Origin of the sequence: Streptomyces sp. NPDC056296, assembly GCF_042268605.1 — a bacterium.
Classification (GTDB): Bacteria; Actinomycetota; Actinomycetes; order Streptomycetales; family Streptomycetaceae; genus Streptomyces.
In genome coordinates this window covers 117949-135097 of record NZ_JBHJRX010000009.1, presented here as the reverse complement: position 1 = coordinate 135097, position 17149 = coordinate 117949, and the positions used below count along the sequence as shown (strand labels likewise).

The window sequence follows — 17149 nt, the reverse complement described above, 5'->3', positions numbered from 1 at the left end:
TTCTTCCTCATCCCAACCGAAACAACCCCACTCCCTTCTTCTTCCCCCCCCTCCCACCCCACACCGGCCACCCCCCCCCCCCCCCCCGCGGCCCCCCCCCGGGCCGCCGTGGAGGACGGATCCACGGCCTCGTAGTACTCGGTGAACAACTGGCCCACCAACTCGCCGCGGCTGGACACGCCGAGCTTCTCGAAGATCGCCTTGATGTGGTCGCGCACCGTGTGCGGCGACAGGTGGAGCTCCTCGGAGATCCCGCTCGTGGACAGGCCGCGCGCCACCCGCCGGCTGACCTCGAGCTCCCGTTCCGACAGCTCGTAGGCCTGCACGACGAGCGGCGTCAAACCGGCCGGCGATCAGGGTGCCGAAGTTCTGGGCGACCAGGAGGAGATCGTTGGTGTCGATCCGCAGGCCGTAGTGGTGCAGGGACTGCACCCACAGCACGACGGAGGAGTTGGCGAACCGGGTCCCTCCGTCAGGCGCGACGTGGTACACGACACCGGTACCGGGTTCCGCTCCGAAGAACCATCGCAATCCGGCTTCTGTCTCCTCGGTGAGCCTATAGAGCAGAGTTTCCCTGTTGGTCTGGAGCGTCGGTTGCGCTTCAGTTTGGAAGCACGCACGGGTGACCAGGTGCTCGACATGAGGCACCCCGACCTCGACCAGGACCGCCTTGTCCTCAGTCGGGATCTGCCAGTCGGTGACGGTTTCGAGGGTGACGCGCTCGACGTGCTCCTCGCCGGCCCAATCGACCAGATCCTCGTAGGTCAAGTCCTCATAGAACAGTGACACCGCCGCCCCCGTCGTCCGGCTCAATAGGAGTCGCACCCTAACGCCTACTACCAGATGCCCACGATGACCAATGGGCGGCGACGTGGAGCACTTGTTTGGAAGATCGCGTACGCGGTTCGGGCCTGACCTGCTGGTTCGTTGACCTGTACGTTTCTGGGCGGCTCGCCGAGACTCCCCGTTGTTCCCCCTCGTGTGCCTTCCAATCGGGCACGGGCGCCTTTCTCCCGGCCTGAGAGCCCGATGCTGATCGCCCGGGGGCGCTCGCCTCTGTTCGTCGCTACAGGCGGCGTTTGTCGCGCAGGTACGGCGGTACGAGGGATCTTGGCCTGTTGAACACGGCTATGGAGGCGATGGCGACCAAGCAGATCAACATCACGGCGAAGAACACGGTCCCGACCGTCTCCAGGGCGCCTCGAACCGTGCCCCAGGACTCGGCTCCGAGGAACGAGGTCGCCATGACGGCCAGGCAGGTGAACATACCGGCAACGGGCACAATGCCGCGTGTGACCGCCCAGGCTCCACGCTTGCCGAGCTTGTCCCACCCGGCAGCTTCCGTCCGAGCTCGGCGGGGGTCGCGCCACACCATGGCGGCGCTCCGGACCATGTACCCCGCCAGAGTGACGAACCCAACACAGACCACAATCCCCATGAGCCCCCCTGCTCGGATGGTAGCCGCGCGGTCGGCGGAGCGGCTTTGGGCTGGAGCTGCTTTGGGGCGAGTTTCAGACTGTGCCTCGCGGTGCTGTCCTCCTGATCAGCGCAGCGAGGCGTCGTGCCTGATGCGGGGCCTGACGTCAGGTGCGGAAAACGGTGGATTTTCTTCACCGGCGTCTGGCGATGAGCTGGCCTGGGCGCACGGGGCAACGGCGTGCCGTGGTCGCTAGGGCACGACGGGCGGGACGCGAAGGCGCGGATGAACGGCCTGTGTCTGCCATCGAGCGTCCCTCAGACCAGGCGTTCCTTCGGATGGGGCGCCAGGTGCTCGCGCGAATGGGTGAGGGAGGCTTCGCCCGTCCGAGTGGTCGATGCGCGGTAGCGTCGCCGAGAGAACCCATCAGGGAAGGAAAGATCATCGGATGCCGCACAGGACTGATGTCGCCGACAGGCGCGGTCTGATCCTCGACTTCGCCGGGGTGCTTACAGCCAGCCCGATCGATGTCCACCGCGCCTGGTGCGTGTCGGAAGGGCTGGCTCCGGGCGCATGGCGCAGTACTCTCAACGATCACCCTGAGGGCCGGCGTCTGTACGCGGCTCTGGAGATCGGGGAGATCGGGCAGGCCGAGTGGAACGAGGGCACGGCCGCGCTGTTGGGTGCGCACGTGGATCCGGTGAACCTTATGGGGCGGGCCTGGGCCGGGGTGCCTGTGGCCCGTCGGATGGTCGCGCTCGCGCGTGCCGCGCGTGCCGCCGGTCACCGGCTTGCCCTGCTGTCCAACAGCTTCGGCCTCGACCCGTTCGACCCGTACGAACACGTCGGCATCTGGGACTTGTTCGACGTGCACGTCGTCTCCGAGCTGGTCGGCATGGCGAAGCCCGATCCGGCGATCTACGAACTCGCCCTGGAGCGGATCGGGCTGCCCGCCGAACGGTGCGTGTTCGTGGACGATCACGCGGTGAACCTTCCTCCGGCCGTCGATCTGGGCATCGCCACGGTCCACGTCACGGACGAGGATGAGGCCGTGACCGAGTTGGAGGCCCTCCTCGGTGTCACAGCGGTGCTCGCCGCGTGAACCCAACTGCGGTCTGATCAAAGGCTGTCGGCTCCACCGCTCCAGCCAGTACTGTCCGTGTCGGGCCCATCACGCGGAGGTTCTGGAGCATGCAGTGGTCGGAGTACACCACCTCTGAGCGCTTGAAGGCGCTGCGCGGCGGCATGACACAGGAGCAGTTGGCGGAGGCGGCCGGCGTGTCCGTCGGCGTGGTCCGCAAGCTCGAACGCGGCGGAACGGCTTCCCTGCCGTCCCTGCTGTCGATTGCCGACGCGCTCGGCACGGACATCGCCGTGCTCCTCGGTCAGCAGGCGCCACGGCGGTCCATGGACCGCGACGAGCGGGCCGCGTTACGCCTGGTCTCCGCAGCCACCCATGACGCGGCCATCGGCATCCCCGCCGAGGTCGAGCCGGGCACCGTCGCCGAGCTCCGCGCCGTCGTCCGTCGCGCGGATGCCGCGTACTGGGGAGGCCGGTACACCGAGCTCGGCACTCTCCTTGGGCGGCTCCTTCCCGAAGCGCGGGCCAGGTTCGACATGGCCGGCCTCAACGAGCGGGAGGCCGCCGCCGGCGTCTTGACCGACATCTTTCAGACAGCGGGCATGGCCGCCAACGTGCTCGGATCACGAGATCTGGCGTATGCGGCGCTGACATACGGACGCCAGATCGCCGTGCAGGGCGGAGACGATCTCCGTGATGCGCACCTTGCCGCCACCACCGCGTGGGTCAACCTCCGCGACGGCCGGACCAAGCAGGGCTTCCTCCTTGCCGCAGCACAAGCCGACCGGATCGAGCCCAAGATGAGCGAGCACGACCCGGACCGGCTGAGCGTGTACGGGCAGCTCGTCACGAATGCCGCCGTCGCCGCGTCCCGAGGCGGTGCGAGCTCGGACAACGCCCGCGAATACCTCTCCCAGGCGCACGCCGTCGCCGCCCGAATCGGGGACGAACATGCCCGTGGCGCGCACGCCCAGCCGTACGGACCGATGTACGCCGCAACGCAGGCCATGAGTATCTCCGTGGCCCTCGGCGATACGGCTGGAGCGCTGCGGCTCATGGACACCGTGCGCCTGGACGACACGGTGCCCCTGGCCACTCGGGCCCGCTACGGCCTGGACGTAGCGCTCACCCAGGTCGAATGCCGACGGTGGGAGGCCGCAGCCGACACCCTCCAGGCCGTCTGCGCGATGGCCCCGGGATGGGTGCGTCACCAGATGCTTCCCGGCGTCATCATCAGTCGACTCGCCGGGGTGTCCGTCAACCGGCTGCGAGGACTGGCGAACTCCGCGGGCGTACCCCTCGGAGTGCGTTGACCTACGAGTCCAAGTACCACGGCCCGTAGTAGGTACGGGCGGGCCATCAGCGCGACTGCTACGGGGCGTGGCACACCTTCGGGCGACCCTGCTTCCGCTGCCACGCGGCGTGGCAGTCCGACCGGATACGGAGTCTCTCCACTGCGACGGGCCGTGCCTGGGCCCCAACTCCGCAGCCCAGCAGCCTTGTGGGCATGCCGACCAACCCGCCCGGCGGCCTCGGGCACGTACCCGTCGCCGTCTACTCCTGCGCCACCACCTCCACCGCCCTCGGTGAGAGCGAGGAGCGTGGCCGCTACTACGCCGACGCCCGGCACTGGCATGTCGCCGGCGTCTGGTCCGACCCCGCCCCGTCGCTGCCGCTCATGGAGCGGCCGGGCTGGCAGGCCGTCACGGCTGCCCTGTCCGCCGGGATGATCCGAGGTGTCGTCGTCAGCGGCCTGACGCATGTCGCCGCCGACGCCGCCCAGTTTGCGGCTATCGGTGTTCTCCTCCGCGACCGGGGAGGGTTCCTCGCGGACGCGTCGAGCGCTACCCCGACCCGTCGAACCCCCGGCCAGGCCCGGCGTCGTCGCGACATCGCGGACGCGGCCTCCGGCTGGTTCACGCAGCCGGACACGTACGAGGAGGGCGCCTCGTGAGCGCCCAGCGTGCCTGGGTTGGTGACCTCGTGCGGGACGGCGACGGACGGCGGGCGATCGTCACCGATGTCCGCGCCGGCGGCACCGTGTGGGTGCTGCGACCGCTGACCGGGGGCGGACCCCACTGGGAGGCCGACGAGCCCGACAGCCTCGAAATCCTCGCCCGTTCCGAAGCCCGGGACAGCTGGTGAGTACCCGCGCTCACCGCCGACCCCTCCGTTACGTTCGTGCACCACGCCCGAAAGGCGAAGTCGCCGTGTACGCGTTCGGCCTCTGCATCGACCAGCAGTACCTCGTCCCCGGCCTCGCCGCCCTCGCCGGCCTGGCCGACAGTCTCACCCCGGTGGCCCGCCGCGAAGCTGCCGTACGGGTGCTCACCCTCGACCTGGCCCCGTCGCAGGCCCTCCTCCTCGCCGACCTCGCCAAGCGGGCCGGCTTCGGCTCCTTCGACCTCCGCCGATGCGCTCCTCTGCGCTCCTCGCGCATGGCAGACGCCTCGTACATCGCCGTCACCACCTATCTGAGGTTCGAGTTCACGCCGAGCTTCGTCCGCCGTCCCTACCTGATCTACGTGGACGCCGACGTGCTCGTACGCGGAGACGTGAGCGAGCCGTTCGGCTCCCTTGCGCCGGACGAGACCGGCGCCGTGCGGGACGAGTTCAACCCGGCCGTCGGCGAGTGTCCGGCACTGCCCGGAGCCGCCGAGCGCTGGCCCCATCTGCGCGGACGCCCGTACTTCAACGCGGGCGTGCTCTGGACCCACACCGACCACATGCCCCGCATCCGCCGAGGCGTCGAGCAGGCCCTGATCCACGCCCGGCGCCACATCCTCCACAACGACCAGGACGCCCTGAACCTGTGGCTTCTGCGATCCGGCCGAGTGCGCCCGGTGGCCGGTGGTTGCAACCGGTTCGAGGTCGGCCGATTCCTGGAACGCGGGAACTGGGTGCGCCGGGTCGTCACGCGGTCACCGAAGCCCGATCCGACTGCCGCCCTCGTGCACTTCGTCGGTCCTGAGAAGCCGTGGCAGGCCGACTGCCCCGTCACGGAGGAAGTCGTCGAATACCGGCGGCACCTGGAAGGGGCCATGCGTCACGTCCGGCGTCTGGGTGCCGTCGGCGTGGAACCGGCGGGTGGGCGGTGAGTACGGGGGTACCGCCCGCTGTCTCGCGCGCTGCCCTCGCCCTGACCGGGGTACCGGCCCGCACCGCCCGCCGGCTGTCCGCACGTACGCGCACCGTCGTGTACCGGGCGGACCTGGCCGACGGACGCAGTGTCGTGATCAAGCTGTACGCGGCGACCGCACGCCGCAACGCGATCACGGAGAGCGCTGCCATCCGGGCCGTGGCCGACCACGTCCCCGTACCGGCCCTCATCGGATATGGGCACGTTCCAGGCCACGAGGCGACCGCCCTTGTCACCGCCGACCTCGGCCCGCTCACCCTCGGCAGCGCCATGCGCTCCGGCCGGATCTCCGACGAGCGAGCTCTGAAAGACCTGGCCGGCTTGCTCGGCCGCCTGCACCGGGCCCCCGTCCGGCCGTGGGCCCCGCGCCGGCCCCTTCACGAGCAGGTCACCTCACTGGGCCGCCGCTGCCCGCCCAGCAGCCTCGACAGCATCGCGCCCGCGCTGGCCGCCATCGCCGACGCCGTCCGCACGGCGCCCGTGTGGTGCCACGGCGACCTGCACGGCGACAACGTCGTGATCGCCGGCCCCCGAGCCATCCGCCACTTGGTCGACTTCACCGACGCCGCGGCCGGTCCCCGCGAATCCGACGTTGCCCAGACCCTCGTCATGACCGACGCCCTCTCGACTCTCCGGGCCCGCACGGTCACCGACGCCTACCCCCTTGCCCTCGATGACCACCTGTTGGGTGCCTGGGTCGTCTTCCACACTCTGCGCTCCTGGGCGCATTCATCCCCTGGCGATGACCGTGTCTTGTGGTCTCGCCGCCTGGACGACCTCAGCCGACGGACCCCGCACCTCTTCCGTACGCGCCGCCCGGAAAGGACGCGCTGATGAGCACCCCCGCCCTGTCGGTAGTGATCCCGGCCTTCAACGAGGCCGCCTACCTGCCCCGCTACCTGCCCTCCGTCCTCGCCTCACTCACCCGCTGGGAGGAGATCACCGGCCGTACGGGAGAGGTGGTCGTCGTCGACAACGCCAGTACCGACGCCACCGCAGACATGGCCGCCTCCTTCGGCGTCCGCGTTGTCACCGAGTCCGTCCGCAACATCGGTCGGGTCCGCAACACAGGAGCCGCAGCGGCCCGCAGCGGCCGGCTCTTCTTCACCGACGCGGACGTGGCTCTGCCCCTGGAGGCGGTCACCGCTGCTGCCGCCGCCATGGACGCCGGGGCCGTCGGCGGCGCCATCCCGCCGCTCTACACCCCGGAACGGCTCGGCGCACGCCTGCTGTGTGCCTACTGGGACCACTACCGCACCCGGCGCGGCGGGGCCCAGGGCGTCAACCAGTTCTGCACCGCCGACGCCTTCCACCACATCGGTGGGTACCGGGACGACCTGTTCATGAGCGAGGACGTGGAGTTCTTCGCCCGCCTCACCGCCCACGGCCAGGCCACCGACAGGCCCGTGACCATCCTCGACGAGCTGCGCGTGCGCCCGTCGACCCGCCGCTACGACCAGTGGTCGAGCCTGCGGATGCTCTGGTGGCAGAACCCCGTGACCGCCCGCCTGCGCCTCCGGTCGCCCCGCATGTGGCGCCACTGGTACGAGATGACCGTGCGATGACGAAGGAGACCCCTGTGCAGCCCCAGTTCCTGGTCGACCTGCCAGTACCGGACGGACACGGCATCCATGTCTTCCCCGACGACCTTCACCGCGCCCACCAGACGCACACCGAGCAGCTCGCCGCCCGTCACCAGGCCCACGACCACCACGTGCTGGAGGTGACCGCACCCCACACCCGCGTCCCGTACTACATCGAGGCGCGCACCCCCGCCGACCGCCCGGTCCTCGTCATCGAACCCCACCACGACGACTTCGCCCTCTCCGCCTCTGGCACCTTCCTCGCCAGCCCCCGACCGCTGACCGTGGCCACCGTCTTCACCCGCTCCCGGAGCGTGCACCCCGCCCTGGAGGTCACGTACGCCGACGTCGACACCGTGTCCGAACTGCGCGACCGGGAGGGTGCCGCCGCGCTCGCGCCGTTCGCCGCCCGCCGACACCTCCTCGGCCACAAGGACGCCGAGCCGCCGTACCGTCCCTACGACCCACAGGTGCTTGACCAGGTCACCGAGGCACTCGGTCGGGTCGTCGCGGCCCACCCCGGCGCTGAACTCCTCGCCCCCGCCGCCGTCACCCGCCACCCCGACCACCTCCTCGTCCATGAGGCCGCCGTTCGCCTCGGCTGCACCTGGTTCTGGGAGGACCTTGCGTTCTGGTCGACGTACGCGCTCGCCGGCTGCGACCAGCACCTGTTCCGTACACGTACGGGGGCGACGATGCGGCCCGAGCTGGTCGACATCACCGACGTCGTCCTGGACAAGGTCACCGTCCTGCGGATGCACGGCTCGCAGATGCATCCAGCGCGGAAGATGTACCGGCCGATCCGGCACGCCTTCACCACGGCGGCCGACCTCGTCGACGGGCCCAGCCTCTACGCCGAACGCTTCTACAGGACGGAGGAGTCGACGTGCTGATCATCGCCTTGGAGGGGCCCTCCTACGCCGGCAAGTCCACGGCGATACGCCACCTCCGCCGCACCGCCCTGGGCTCGCGGGCGTTCGTCTCCGACTGCTACGTCAAGCACATCGCCCACCGCGACGACATCCCTCCGGCCCGCACCGACTCGGCGGCTGCCCAACTCGCCGCCTTCGAGAGGTTCATGGAGATCGAGGCGACCCGCGTCGCTGCGGCCGCCGCGAGCGGCAGGCAGTTCGTCATCCTCGACCGGTCCGTGGACACCCTCCTCGCCCACGCGTACGCCCTGGACGCCCTGTTCGGGTACGGCGTCCACCACCAGCTCCGCGACCGCCTCAAGACGCTTTCCTTCCTGCGCCCCGACCACGCCCTCTACCTCGACGTACCGGCGGAGACGCTCCACCTCCGCCGCAAGACCGCCGGCCACACCGCCGCCGAGTCCGAGTACTTCCTCCACGAGCCGGGCTTCCTCCGCCACGCCCGCGACTACTTCGTCCACACGCCCCGTCGGCCCGTGACGCGAGAGCTCACGGTCCTGGCCGCCGACGCGGAGCCGGACGATGTGGCCCAGGCAGTGGAAGCCCTCGTCACCTTCTGGGCGAGGTGAAGGAAGATGCCCACCGCCCTGTTCGCCTGGCGCCGCACCCCGCCCCCGTTCCTCATCGGCGGCGCCGAGGTCACCCAGCAGCTCCTCGCCGAGGAACTCGCCGCCGCCGGGTGGCACGTCACCTACCTCGGCTCACACGAGGCGCCCTGGGACGGAGTCACCCAGCTCCCCGACATGTGCGCCCACCTCGACAGGCATCGCGTCGCGTACGACGAGGCGGACGGCACCCTGCGCTACCGGTGGAACGGGGTCGAGTGCGCGGCGTTCATGCAGAACAACGTGGAGCACGCGCTGGGCAGCCTCCTGGGAGATCTCCGCCCTGATGTCGTGTTCACCTCGCAGGAGGGCTCGGCGCAGCTCGCCGTCCAGGCCAGACCGACCGCGCTCGTCGCCGGCCTCCTGCACTCCGTCTCTGCCACCGGCCTGGGGGTCCTCGCCGGCCGACCCCATTACGGTCTCGCCGTGTCGGAGTTCGTCCGGGCGCGTGCACCTCACACGCCTGCCACCCGCCTCGCCGTGATGTACCCGCCGTTCGCGCTGCCCGGGGAGAGCTTGGGCGAGGCTCGCACCGCGTCCGTACTCATGATCAACCCCATCCCCGCCAAGGGATCCGAGCTACTGCACCGACTCCTCCGGTTCATTCCGGAACAGCACTTCACCTTGGTCGAAGGCTGGTGGGACACGGCCGCCGACTTCGCCGCTTACCCGAACGTGACGTACGTGCCCCGGGTGTACGACATGGGGCCTCTGTACCGCAGTCATCGCCTGCTGCTGGCCCCCTCCACCGTGGAAGATGCCTTCCCCCGCGTGATCGTCGAGGCCGCGCTCCACGGCGTCCCGAGTATCGGGGTCGACCGGGGCGGCATCCCCGAAGCCATCGGCGACGCCGGAATCGTCCTGCCGAGCACAGCCGGCCCCGAGACGTGGGCACGCGCGATCCGAGAGGCGGACCACAAGGCGCTGGGCATGAGGGCCCGGCGTCACGCAGTCACGTTCACGCGACCATGCCTGCCCGAGCTTCGGGAGCTGGGGATCTAGGCAGTTCCGGCGAATGCCCGCTCCACCACGTCGAGCTGCTCCGTCCACCAGTGAAGAAGCGCCTCGTCGGCGAGGAACAACTCGTCGCAGGAGTGGTCGCCCCGGTCGTAGTGGAACTCGAGCTGCCAGAAGTCCGTCATCCGCTTCCACCACAGTCGTCGCGCGGCGTCGAGCAATGCGGCCGGTTCCAACGGGATCATCGACCGGTAGCCGGCCACGAACGCCGCCGCCCGCTCCAGGTCGAACACGCCCTCCACCCCGAACTGCACCTGCGTCGTACGAACGACTTCTTCCGCGTACGGGCGGACTCCGAGCCGATCCCAGTCCAGGACGGCAACCAGTCCGCCGTCCGCCCAGAGGAGGTTCCGGTACTGGAAGTCACCGTGCGTCCAGCCCTGCGGGCCCGCAGGGGTGTCTCCCCCGGGGCGCAGGTGGGCGTGCTTGTCGAGGAGGATCTTGCGCTCTTCGAGGGCAGTCCCCGCGGCCCTGTCGAAAGCGTCGCCCGCGCCCCGGGCCGACACGGCTCCGGCAAGCCGGTCAGCCTTCTGGACGGCTCGGTCGGCCTCGATCACCTCAGCGGCGACCGAGGCCGGTACTGCGGGCATCCCGGCCTCCTCGACAGCATGGCCGAGTGCTGTATGGAGTCCCGCGAGGTGTGTGCCGAGCTCGGACGTCTGCGTCAGTGACAGGTCGGTTCCGCGAACGTGTTCCCCGGCCGACCAGGAAAAGAGGCAGTAGACGCCACCACGGACCTCGGCGATCACATCGCCGTGGACGGTGGGGAGCGGGGCGCATACGGGGACTCCGTGCGAAGCCAGGACGGGAAGGACTGCGAGGTTGCGACGCAGTCGATCGAGCGGCACGTCCGTGACCCGCTTGAGGGCGAACCTCCCGGCCCGGGTGTCCAGCCGCCAGTTCACGTTCATGAGGCCATCGGCCAGGTGCTGTCGGTCCAGCACTTCGTCGATGTCGTATGCCCGGATCAGCTCGGCAAGATCGTCTGTGGGGAGGTGCGTCCTGTCCGCCACGTTCGCGTCGGTCACCCTGGCGACGATACGGGAGTCGGCCGTGCAGACGCACAAGGACCACTGCTCTGTCTCGATGTGGCCGAGCGTCTGGGGTCGGCCACCTTGTTCATGCAACGAACGGGACGCGCCCGTTCCCCGAGGGAACGAATCGGGTGTTCCCCGAGGGAACGCTTTCTCTGTTCCCTCGGGGAACACGAGGGGCGATCAACGCCGCCGCTCCTGCGGCTGCTGTACGACGGTCGGTGTGGCCACCGACGGGTGGACCGGGGTGGCAGGGAGCCGTGTGGTGCTGCGGGCAATGGCTGCCTGGGCGTGGGGGCCGGGTGTGTGGCGAGTCTGCTTCCCGAGGCGGATCTTGCGCTCGCCGAGGCTGCAGCCCGTCTCGTCCCGCGTGCACGCGCCCCTCGCGACGTGCCGGATGGTGCTGATCGGTTGGGGGATATTTCGGGGGCTGCCACCCCGTCCGCTCACGCAGCGCGCACGCAAACGGCCCCGGACGGGACGTCCGAGGCCGAGTAAGCCCCTTCCCTGGGGAGAAACCCCAGGCCAGGGCCATGCGTTTGGTGCCCCCGGCAGGATTCGAACCTGCGACACCCGCTTTAGGAGAGCGGCTGGGGGATCCTGCGTCTGAGTTTCGGCTTCACCGACCGAGGAAGCGGGCGGCTACTCGACTGCGGGGCACCGATGTTGACCGTGGCTGACCCCTGCATCTGGCACGGTTGTGGCACGAACCTCAGCCGACGACAGTCAGCCACGACGGCGGGCACGCCGACCGACCACGCACGCGTACGCCTCGCTGCACCCACACCGCCCTCAGCCACGCTTACCTTGTCGTCGACCAGAGCAAGCCGTGACGGCCGGCCCGTGACGATGGCGGTATACGGCATGACTGTGAGCTCGGTGAGAGCCATGGCTTCTGGCACGCCATCTATCTGTATGAAGACGTCGAAGAGCTGGTGCCCGATGGCCTCGATGACGATCAGGCCGCCGGCAAACAGTGCCTGTCGAGCCGAGCGTGCCTGTTCCTCCGCTTGAAGCGGTAGCGAAGGACTACGATCTTCCTTCACGGCGCGGAACACCTTGGGGGTGGTGAGGCATGGACTTGCTCGATCTGCAAAAGCTGTCCGACCTGGACTTCGAAGGTCTCTGTAAAGACATGCTTGAACGCCTACTCGGCGTGAGGCTTGAAGTATTTTCAAGCGGCCCGGACGGCGGCATCGATCTCCGATATTTTGCCCCAAACCAGACAATCATCATCCAATGCAAGCACTGGATGAAAAGTGGACGCGCCAAGCTTATTGCGCACCTGTTTGATAGCGAACTACCCAAGCTGGACCGAATGCAACCAACGCCGATACGCTACATTTTGGCCACGTCGGTCGAAATGACGCCAGCCGCTAAGGCGAAGATCCTTGACGGCTTTCGGCCCTACATTAAAAGCACCGGGGACATCTACGGGATTGCTGAGATCACGTCGTTTTTGCAAAATAATCCCGAAGTGGTTCGCAAGAACATGAGGCTATGGCTTAACGACGCTTCGATCCTTGAGGCTATGATCTCAAAGAATGTGATCCAGCGTTCGCTGCATCTCGCCGGCGACATCAAGGAAACATTGCGCACTTACGTGCCAAGTATCAATTTGCGCAAAGCGATGAGCCTCGTGGAAAAGAATCACGTGGTTTTGGTGTCAGGGCCGCCAGGTGTAGGCAAGACGACATTGGCTCACGTAATTTGCGCTCACTATGCGGATCGCGGGTTCGAGGTCGTCGAAGTATCCGAAAATGTAGAAGACGTCTACCGGGTCTGGCATGACGGGGAGCCGCAGATTTTCATCTATGACGATTTCCTCGGCCAGACTTCGCTAGATGACAAGTTGCACAAGAATGAAGACAGCAGACTTCTGTCTCTGATCCGACGAATCCGTAAGGATCCGACTAAAAGATTCGTCTGCACAACACGCGAATATGTTCTCCAGCAGGCACGGCAGAGGTACGAGCGCATAGATCGAGGGGATCTCGACCCCCTCACGTTTACAGTCGATATAGACGTTCTCGGGCGGGAAGAGAGGGCTCAGATACTTTACAATCATGTCTACTGGTCAGAATGGCCGAATTCCGCGAAGCGCTTTTTCTCTCACCCGGACGTCTATCGCCCGCTCATTAGGCACAGGAGCTTCAATCCAAGGGCTATCGCGGATCTCCTCTCTTTACCATTCGATCCCGAACGGGGTGAACCCGGTAATCAACTCATAGCGGCCCTCAATGACCCTATGGGGTTATGGAGGCACGTGTTTGACCATCAATTGAAGGAGAGTGACAGAGATGTCCTCTATCTCCTCTTTACCTTTGGGGGGAAGGCGGACCTTTCGACTCTGGGGAATGCGTATCTAGCATTTTCTAATCGCGGCTTGTCTCATTTCAAAGCCAGTTTGAAAATCCTGAACGGCACACTTATTAGTCTATCCGGAGAAGGGGTTAGCAGTTATGTAGAGTTCAGCAATCCTTCCGTGAATGACTTCATGTTGATTAAGTTTTCGGAAGAGGGCGACCTGATCAAGAGGGTACTTAATTATCCATACTCTTTTGATCAGGTGGCCCTTCTCTGGTCCTATCATGATGCACCAGTGGATGCGGAGCTTCCTGCCAGATTGAATCTTATTCCGTTTCAGGCGGAAGTCGAGCAAGCGGCAATGGCGACACTGGAGCGTGATGGAACGGCCACGCATTCCAGGGCGGGTAGAGCTGCGCTTTGCCTAGGCATCGCAGGCTCAATGTATGTCCCAAACATTGAGGACTGGGCAGTGCGGAGGCTAAACCAACCAGGGTTTGTCTACAGAGGTTCGACCGGCGACATAACTGCACTGATTCGAATCACGCACGGATCCACCAATCGCAGGATCCGACAGCTTCACGATTCGATCAGGCTGGAAGGGCTCACTTCCCTATTTAACAGGGATCGAAGCGACTGTGGCTTGTTCATAGCGGCTAGCCACGCCATGGATCTTGCAGAATTTGTAGACGACGGAATTCGAGAGGGCCTATGCCGACAAGCCGATGAAAAGTTTGAAGCGCTGTTGGATCAATACTCTCGTGACCCTGACGATGTGGACTCAGATATGGTCGATCACAGCCTTCAGTATGTTCTGCGATATGGCGAGCTTTGGCAACACAAGTGGCCGAGCGCAGCAACGTTGATGGAAGGTTGGCTCCCAGAAGATGCGGAGGATTTCGAAGGGAGTGACGAAGAGTCTGATGTCGATCCCGAATATGTTGATGGCGAGGTTTATCTGATAATGAATTCCCTCAGTTTTCTGGAGTAATGGGTCAATGCTCTCGTTAATGGCAGGTTGGCGGAGTCTTAATGGGCGTGACAAGCGCTGACAACTGCGGTAAGTAGCCGGTTTACTGATCACCGGTCCCGCTGGCCAGTGGGCCTGAAGAAGCCCACAGCTCTGACCAGTTCAGATGCCGTGGGCTTCTGTCGTTGTCGGTCGGCGTCGGCTGACCTTGGACGGTCCAGAGACGGCCCAGCTCGCGTCAGCGCTGTCCTGCCGAATCATGTTCTTCGCCTTTGAGTCTTTGCCATGCTTCTACGGTCTTCTTTAGTCGATCTAGAGGGTCGGGACCGCTTATCGTAAGTGCTCTCTTAAGTTGTGGCACGAGTCGTACGCGCGGAATTTCAGTATCCAGGTCTAGCGCCATGCCGGCGAACGCCAAGTCCGAAATCTGCTGCCCGGCATTCCTGCCATTGATGCGTATGCCAATTCCGCGTAAATCAACCAGGTAGCCACCGTGCCAGAATTTAGCCCGGAGGTGAGCCGGTTCGCCTTTCATGTTCAAATTTAGTGCCACATGGTTGGCGGCAGATCGAACCACTAGCTTCTGGTGATCCGACTCCATATCCCACACCGTCGTATCACCGGACAGCCACTCATTATCCTCAATGAGGGCAATCAGGTTTCCATCCTTATCTCGCAGAGTCATTGATATCTTGATGTGCCCTCCCTCGTCCGGGCTGAGCGTCAAGAGTGGTTCTCCATCTGCAATGATTACTGGTCCTTCGCCCACCAGCAGGACGCCGCCAGCCAGCACGGCACAGTAGTTCTGCCTGGTATGCAGCATCCCTCCCGCCAGCCCTTTCCGGATATTAAAGGGGGCGTCTTGCATTTCCCGCTGTTGAGCGTCGCTGAAAACCCCTTTCGTCGCCATGTCGTGACACAAGGGGCAGAGGAGCATCATGTCTTCTACCCGGAAGTGCTGATCCTCGCTGTACGGGACAATGTGGTGGTACTGATAGATGGGCAGCCCGCACCTGCAGCAGCCGAAACGGGCGTGTTGACGCAGCCTCCGCTTAACTTCGGACGGAGTCTTAGGTCGATCCTCGTACATGCGGCCCCCGGTTCCTCAGATCTCGACAAGCGCACTTAATGTATCGGGGTTCTCCTCGCCCCGCGTGGGAAACGAGGTCGGTGGAGCGGCTTTGGGCTGGAGCTGCTTTGGGGCGAGTGATCTTGGCCCCGTAAGCTGATGGCGAGTCGGGCAGTCTGTGGACCTGCCCGTTAAAGCACGACGTTGGGGCCAAGATCTTAGAGGCTCGCCCCCAAAGTGGCTGCCTACTGACCTTCAAAGCGTGATGTCGTCATGATGATTTGCGTAGACCGGTGCCGGTCAGGCAGCCGTCGAGGACGTCGTGTCGGTACTGGAGCTGGCGTAGGCCGCGTCGGACGGCGGTGATCAGGTCGTCGGGGTCGGCGAAGGCGCGGTTGGCTGTGGTGGTGCGTCGTAGCACGGACCAGATGCCCTCGACGGGGTTGAGGTCGGGTGCGTAAGGCGGGAGTTGGAAGACCGTGAGCCAGTCGCGGTCGGCGATGTAGCGGCGCATCCCGGCCGTCAGGTGGGTGTTCAAGTTGTCCCAGACCAGCACGATCGGTCCGCCGAGTTGCTGGTGAGCGGTCTGGATGAGGTCGCGGTAGTCCTTCCAGGAGAAGCTTTTGCGCCCGTCGGGCCGGGCATCGGGGCAGGGCCGGTAGATCAGCCGGGAAGGTTCGCCGGCCTTGTAACAGACCAGGGCGGCGACCGATAAGCGGCGGCGGGAGCGGCCTCGGACACGGACCGTGGGGGTGTGACCGCGGCGGGACCAGGTGCGGGCGGTCGGCGGCGTCATCGAGAAGCCGGCCTCGTCCTTGAAGACGAGCCAGGCGTCGAGCGCCGCCACGGTCCTTCCACCTGGGGCCAGGTCTCCTTCACCCAGCCGGCCACCACGTTCTCGTCCCGCTCGATCGCGCGGCGGGCAGGAACCTGGCAGCTCCAGCCATGCCGCCTGAGCAGGGCTGCCACCCCTTGCACGGTGTATCTCTTGTGGAACCGGCGCCCGATCAGTGTCTTGATCCGCGACAGGGTCCAGGTCTGGTCCGGCCAGCCGTGCGCGACCGGACCCTTGAGCAGTTCCCTCTCGAGCATGGCGAACAGTTCGTCGCTCAGCAGCGGCAGCGACGCGGGCCCCTTCGAAACCAGAGCCCTCGGCCCACCTTGCGACCAGGCTTTGCGCCAGCGCCCGGCTCCCCGCTTCGCGGATTACTCTAAATACTTACTCCACTTGTTCTACGCTCTTTTTTTGCGTTACCCTTCAGTGGTCAACGCCGACTAGCAAGGGGGAGGGCATGAGCCCAACCATTGAGGTTGATGAACAGACGCATCGCTCCATCGAATTTGCGGCGCGTATGGGTGGCACCACTGCTGGCGAGGTTGTTGCTCGGCTCGTGAGAACCGCAAGCGTGCCGCCCTCTGCGCCAGCCGCCACGAGCAAGGAGGGCGTGGAGGAGGGGCGCAAGGTCAACGTGTATGCCGACTACGAAGGTCGTCGGACTCGCGGCAGCTTTGACCGGGACACGAACCGGATCGACATCACTTCGGGGCCGCTTGCCGGGCAAAGCTTCAAAACACCGACTGGGGCGGCCCGGGCGGTAGTGACGTACTACAGGCCGGACGTGAACCCGAACCGCAATGGCTGGTCGTTTTGGCTGCTCGGTGATGGGTCTGGCGGGCCCCTGCAGAACATCCGGCACGCGGCGTGAGTTCGCATAGGGCGACCTGTTGCGTGGCTTCCCGTCCATACGCGGGTGGGCCACCCACGGTAGGGATGTGGACGTAGTGGCACGCGTGTGGAACGGCGCCTGATATGACGAAGGGCCAGTCCGGGAGGGAACCCCTCCTGAGCTGGCCCTTCTGTCTGTGCCCCCGGCAGGATTCGAACCTGCGACACCCGCTTTAGGAGAGCGGTGCTCTATCCCCTGAGCTACGAAGGCCGGCGGCGGCACCGTGAGGTGTGGAGGTGCCACCGCCGACAGTGTAGCGGGTGGGTCG

At 66.0% G+C, this 17149-nt stretch carries 17 protein-coding genes, 1 tRNA gene and 3 pseudogenes; 12 read left to right on the top strand and 9 right to left on the bottom strand.

Translation table 11 applies throughout. The features are described from left to right. The 3 genes and pseudogenes from ACFCZF_RS08965 to ACFCZF_RS08955 form a co-directional block, all read right to left on the bottom strand. Nucleotides 1-341, bottom strand: a 341-nt coding sequence (locus tag ACFCZF_RS08965) for a response regulator transcription factor (RefSeq protein WP_376671080.1), incomplete at its 3' end; no start/stop codon positions are given. A gap of 49 nt (nt 342-390) precedes the next feature. Continuing rightward, a pseudogene (locus tag ACFCZF_RS08960) lies at nt 391-789 on the bottom strand (SUKH-4 family immunity protein); the annotation flags it as partial. Nucleotides 790-1066: 277 nt separating this feature from the next. Beyond that, nucleotides 1067-1282 carry a hypothetical protein gene (locus ACFCZF_RS08955; RefSeq protein WP_376671079.1) on the bottom strand — a complete coding sequence of 72 codons (216 nt, stop codon included), beginning with the start codon at nt 1280-1282 and terminating at the stop codon, nt 1067-1069. A 583-nt stretch (nt 1283-1865) separates the two neighbouring features. On the opposite strand from ACFCZF_RS08955, the gene ACFCZF_RS08950 reads away from it, so the two are divergent. The 10 genes from ACFCZF_RS08950 to ACFCZF_RS08905 all read left to right on the top strand — a co-directional run bounded on the left by ACFCZF_RS08950 (nt 1866) and on the right by ACFCZF_RS08905 (nt 9759). Beyond that, nucleotides 1866-2519, top strand: a complete 654-nt coding sequence (locus ACFCZF_RS08950; protein WP_376671078.1) for an HAD-IA family hydrolase — start codon at nt 1866-1868, stop codon at nt 2517-2519. 89 nt (nt 2520-2608) lie between these two features. Continuing rightward, nucleotides 2609-3811, top strand: a complete 1203-nt coding sequence (locus tag ACFCZF_RS08945) for a helix-turn-helix domain-containing protein (RefSeq protein WP_376671077.1) — start codon at nt 2609-2611, stop codon at nt 3809-3811. A gap of 194 nt (nt 3812-4005) precedes the next feature. Continuing rightward, entirely contained in the window at nt 4006-4452 is a 447-nt protein-coding gene (locus tag ACFCZF_RS08940; RefSeq protein WP_376671076.1) for a recombinase family protein, read from the top strand. Then, entirely contained in the window at nt 4449-4643 is a 195-nt protein-coding gene (locus ACFCZF_RS08935; protein WP_376671075.1) for a hypothetical protein, read from the top strand. Before ACFCZF_RS08940 ends, ACFCZF_RS08935 begins: the two co-directional genes overlap by 4 nt. A gap of 65 nt (nt 4644-4708) precedes the next feature. Continuing rightward, the gene (locus tag ACFCZF_RS08930; protein WP_376671074.1) at nt 4709-5596 is read left to right on the top strand and encodes a glycosyltransferase; all 888 of its coding nucleotides are present in this window, start codon (nt 4709-4711) and stop codon (nt 5594-5596) included. Then, a complete protein-coding gene (locus tag ACFCZF_RS08925; RefSeq protein ID WP_376671073.1) occupies nt 5593-6471 on the top strand; it encodes a phosphotransferase in 879 nt (292 codons plus the stop codon). The genes ACFCZF_RS08930 and ACFCZF_RS08925 overlap by 4 nt, the downstream gene beginning before the upstream one ends. Next, the gene (locus tag ACFCZF_RS08920; protein ID WP_376671072.1) at nt 6471-7202 is read left to right on the top strand and encodes a glycosyltransferase; all 732 of its coding nucleotides are present in this window, start codon (nt 6471-6473) and stop codon (nt 7200-7202) included. The genes ACFCZF_RS08925 and ACFCZF_RS08920 overlap by 1 nt, the downstream gene beginning before the upstream one ends. Beyond that, the gene (locus ACFCZF_RS08915) at nt 7199-8113 is read left to right on the top strand and encodes a PIG-L deacetylase family protein (RefSeq protein ID WP_376671071.1); all 915 of its coding nucleotides are present in this window, start codon (nt 7199-7201) and stop codon (nt 8111-8113) included. Before ACFCZF_RS08920 ends, ACFCZF_RS08915 begins: the two co-directional genes overlap by 4 nt. Continuing rightward, the gene (locus ACFCZF_RS08910) at nt 8107-8721 is read left to right on the top strand and encodes a hypothetical protein (protein WP_376671070.1); all 615 of its coding nucleotides are present in this window, start codon (nt 8107-8109) and stop codon (nt 8719-8721) included. Before ACFCZF_RS08915 ends, ACFCZF_RS08910 begins: the two co-directional genes overlap by 7 nt. A 6-nt stretch (nt 8722-8727) precedes the next feature. Next, nucleotides 8728-9759 carry a glycosyltransferase gene (locus tag ACFCZF_RS08905; protein ID WP_376671069.1) on the top strand — a complete coding sequence of 344 codons (1032 nt, stop codon included), beginning with the start codon at nt 8728-8730 and terminating at the stop codon, nt 9757-9759. On the opposite strand, the gene ACFCZF_RS08900 is transcribed toward ACFCZF_RS08905, so the two are convergent. Next, nucleotides 9756-10841 carry a phosphotransferase gene (locus ACFCZF_RS08900; protein WP_376671068.1) on the bottom strand — a complete coding sequence of 362 codons (1086 nt, stop codon included), beginning with the start codon at nt 10839-10841 and terminating at the stop codon, nt 9756-9758. The two genes, ACFCZF_RS08905 and ACFCZF_RS08900, sit on opposite strands and share 4 nt — an antisense overlap. Nucleotides 10842-11883: 1042 nt before the next feature. On the opposite strand from ACFCZF_RS08900, the gene ACFCZF_RS08895 reads away from it, so the two are divergent. Continuing rightward, on the top strand, nt 11884-14106 hold the full coding sequence (locus tag ACFCZF_RS08895) for a restriction endonuclease (RefSeq protein WP_376671067.1): 2223 nt from the start codon (nt 11884-11886) through the stop codon (nt 14104-14106). A gap of 217 nt (nt 14107-14323) precedes the next feature. On the opposite strand, the gene ACFCZF_RS08890 is transcribed toward ACFCZF_RS08895, so the two are convergent. The 4 genes and pseudogenes from ACFCZF_RS08890 to ACFCZF_RS08875 form a co-directional block, all read right to left on the bottom strand. Further along, nucleotides 14324-14995 carry a hypothetical protein gene (locus tag ACFCZF_RS08890; RefSeq protein WP_376671132.1) on the bottom strand — a complete coding sequence of 224 codons (672 nt, stop codon included), beginning with the start codon at nt 14993-14995 and terminating at the stop codon, nt 14324-14326. Then, nucleotides 14996-15175 (bottom strand): annotated as a pseudogene (locus ACFCZF_RS08885) (HNH endonuclease); the annotation flags it as partial. It lies immediately after the preceding gene. A 250-nt stretch (nt 15176-15425) separates the two neighbouring features. Next, a complete protein-coding gene (locus tag ACFCZF_RS08880) occupies nt 15426-15950 on the bottom strand; it encodes a transposase (protein WP_376671125.1) in 525 nt (174 codons plus the stop codon). Beyond that, a pseudogene (locus tag ACFCZF_RS08875) lies at nt 15947-16351 on the bottom strand (winged helix-turn-helix domain-containing protein); the annotation flags it as partial. The pseudogene ACFCZF_RS08875 and the gene ACFCZF_RS08880, both read right to left, overlap by 4 nt. Before the next feature lie 95 nt (nt 16352-16446). On the opposite strand from ACFCZF_RS08875, the gene ACFCZF_RS08870 reads away from it, so the two are divergent. After that, nucleotides 16447-16860 (top strand): hypothetical protein, encoded by a 414-nt coding sequence (locus ACFCZF_RS08870; protein ID WP_376671066.1) that lies wholly within the window; start codon nt 16447-16449, stop codon nt 16858-16860. Between the two features lie 158 nt (nt 16861-17018). Here the strand turns inward: ACFCZF_RS08870 and ACFCZF_RS08865 are convergent. Then, nucleotides 17019-17091, bottom strand: a tRNA-Arg gene (locus tag ACFCZF_RS08865). Nucleotides 17092-17149 lie beyond the last annotated feature (58 nt).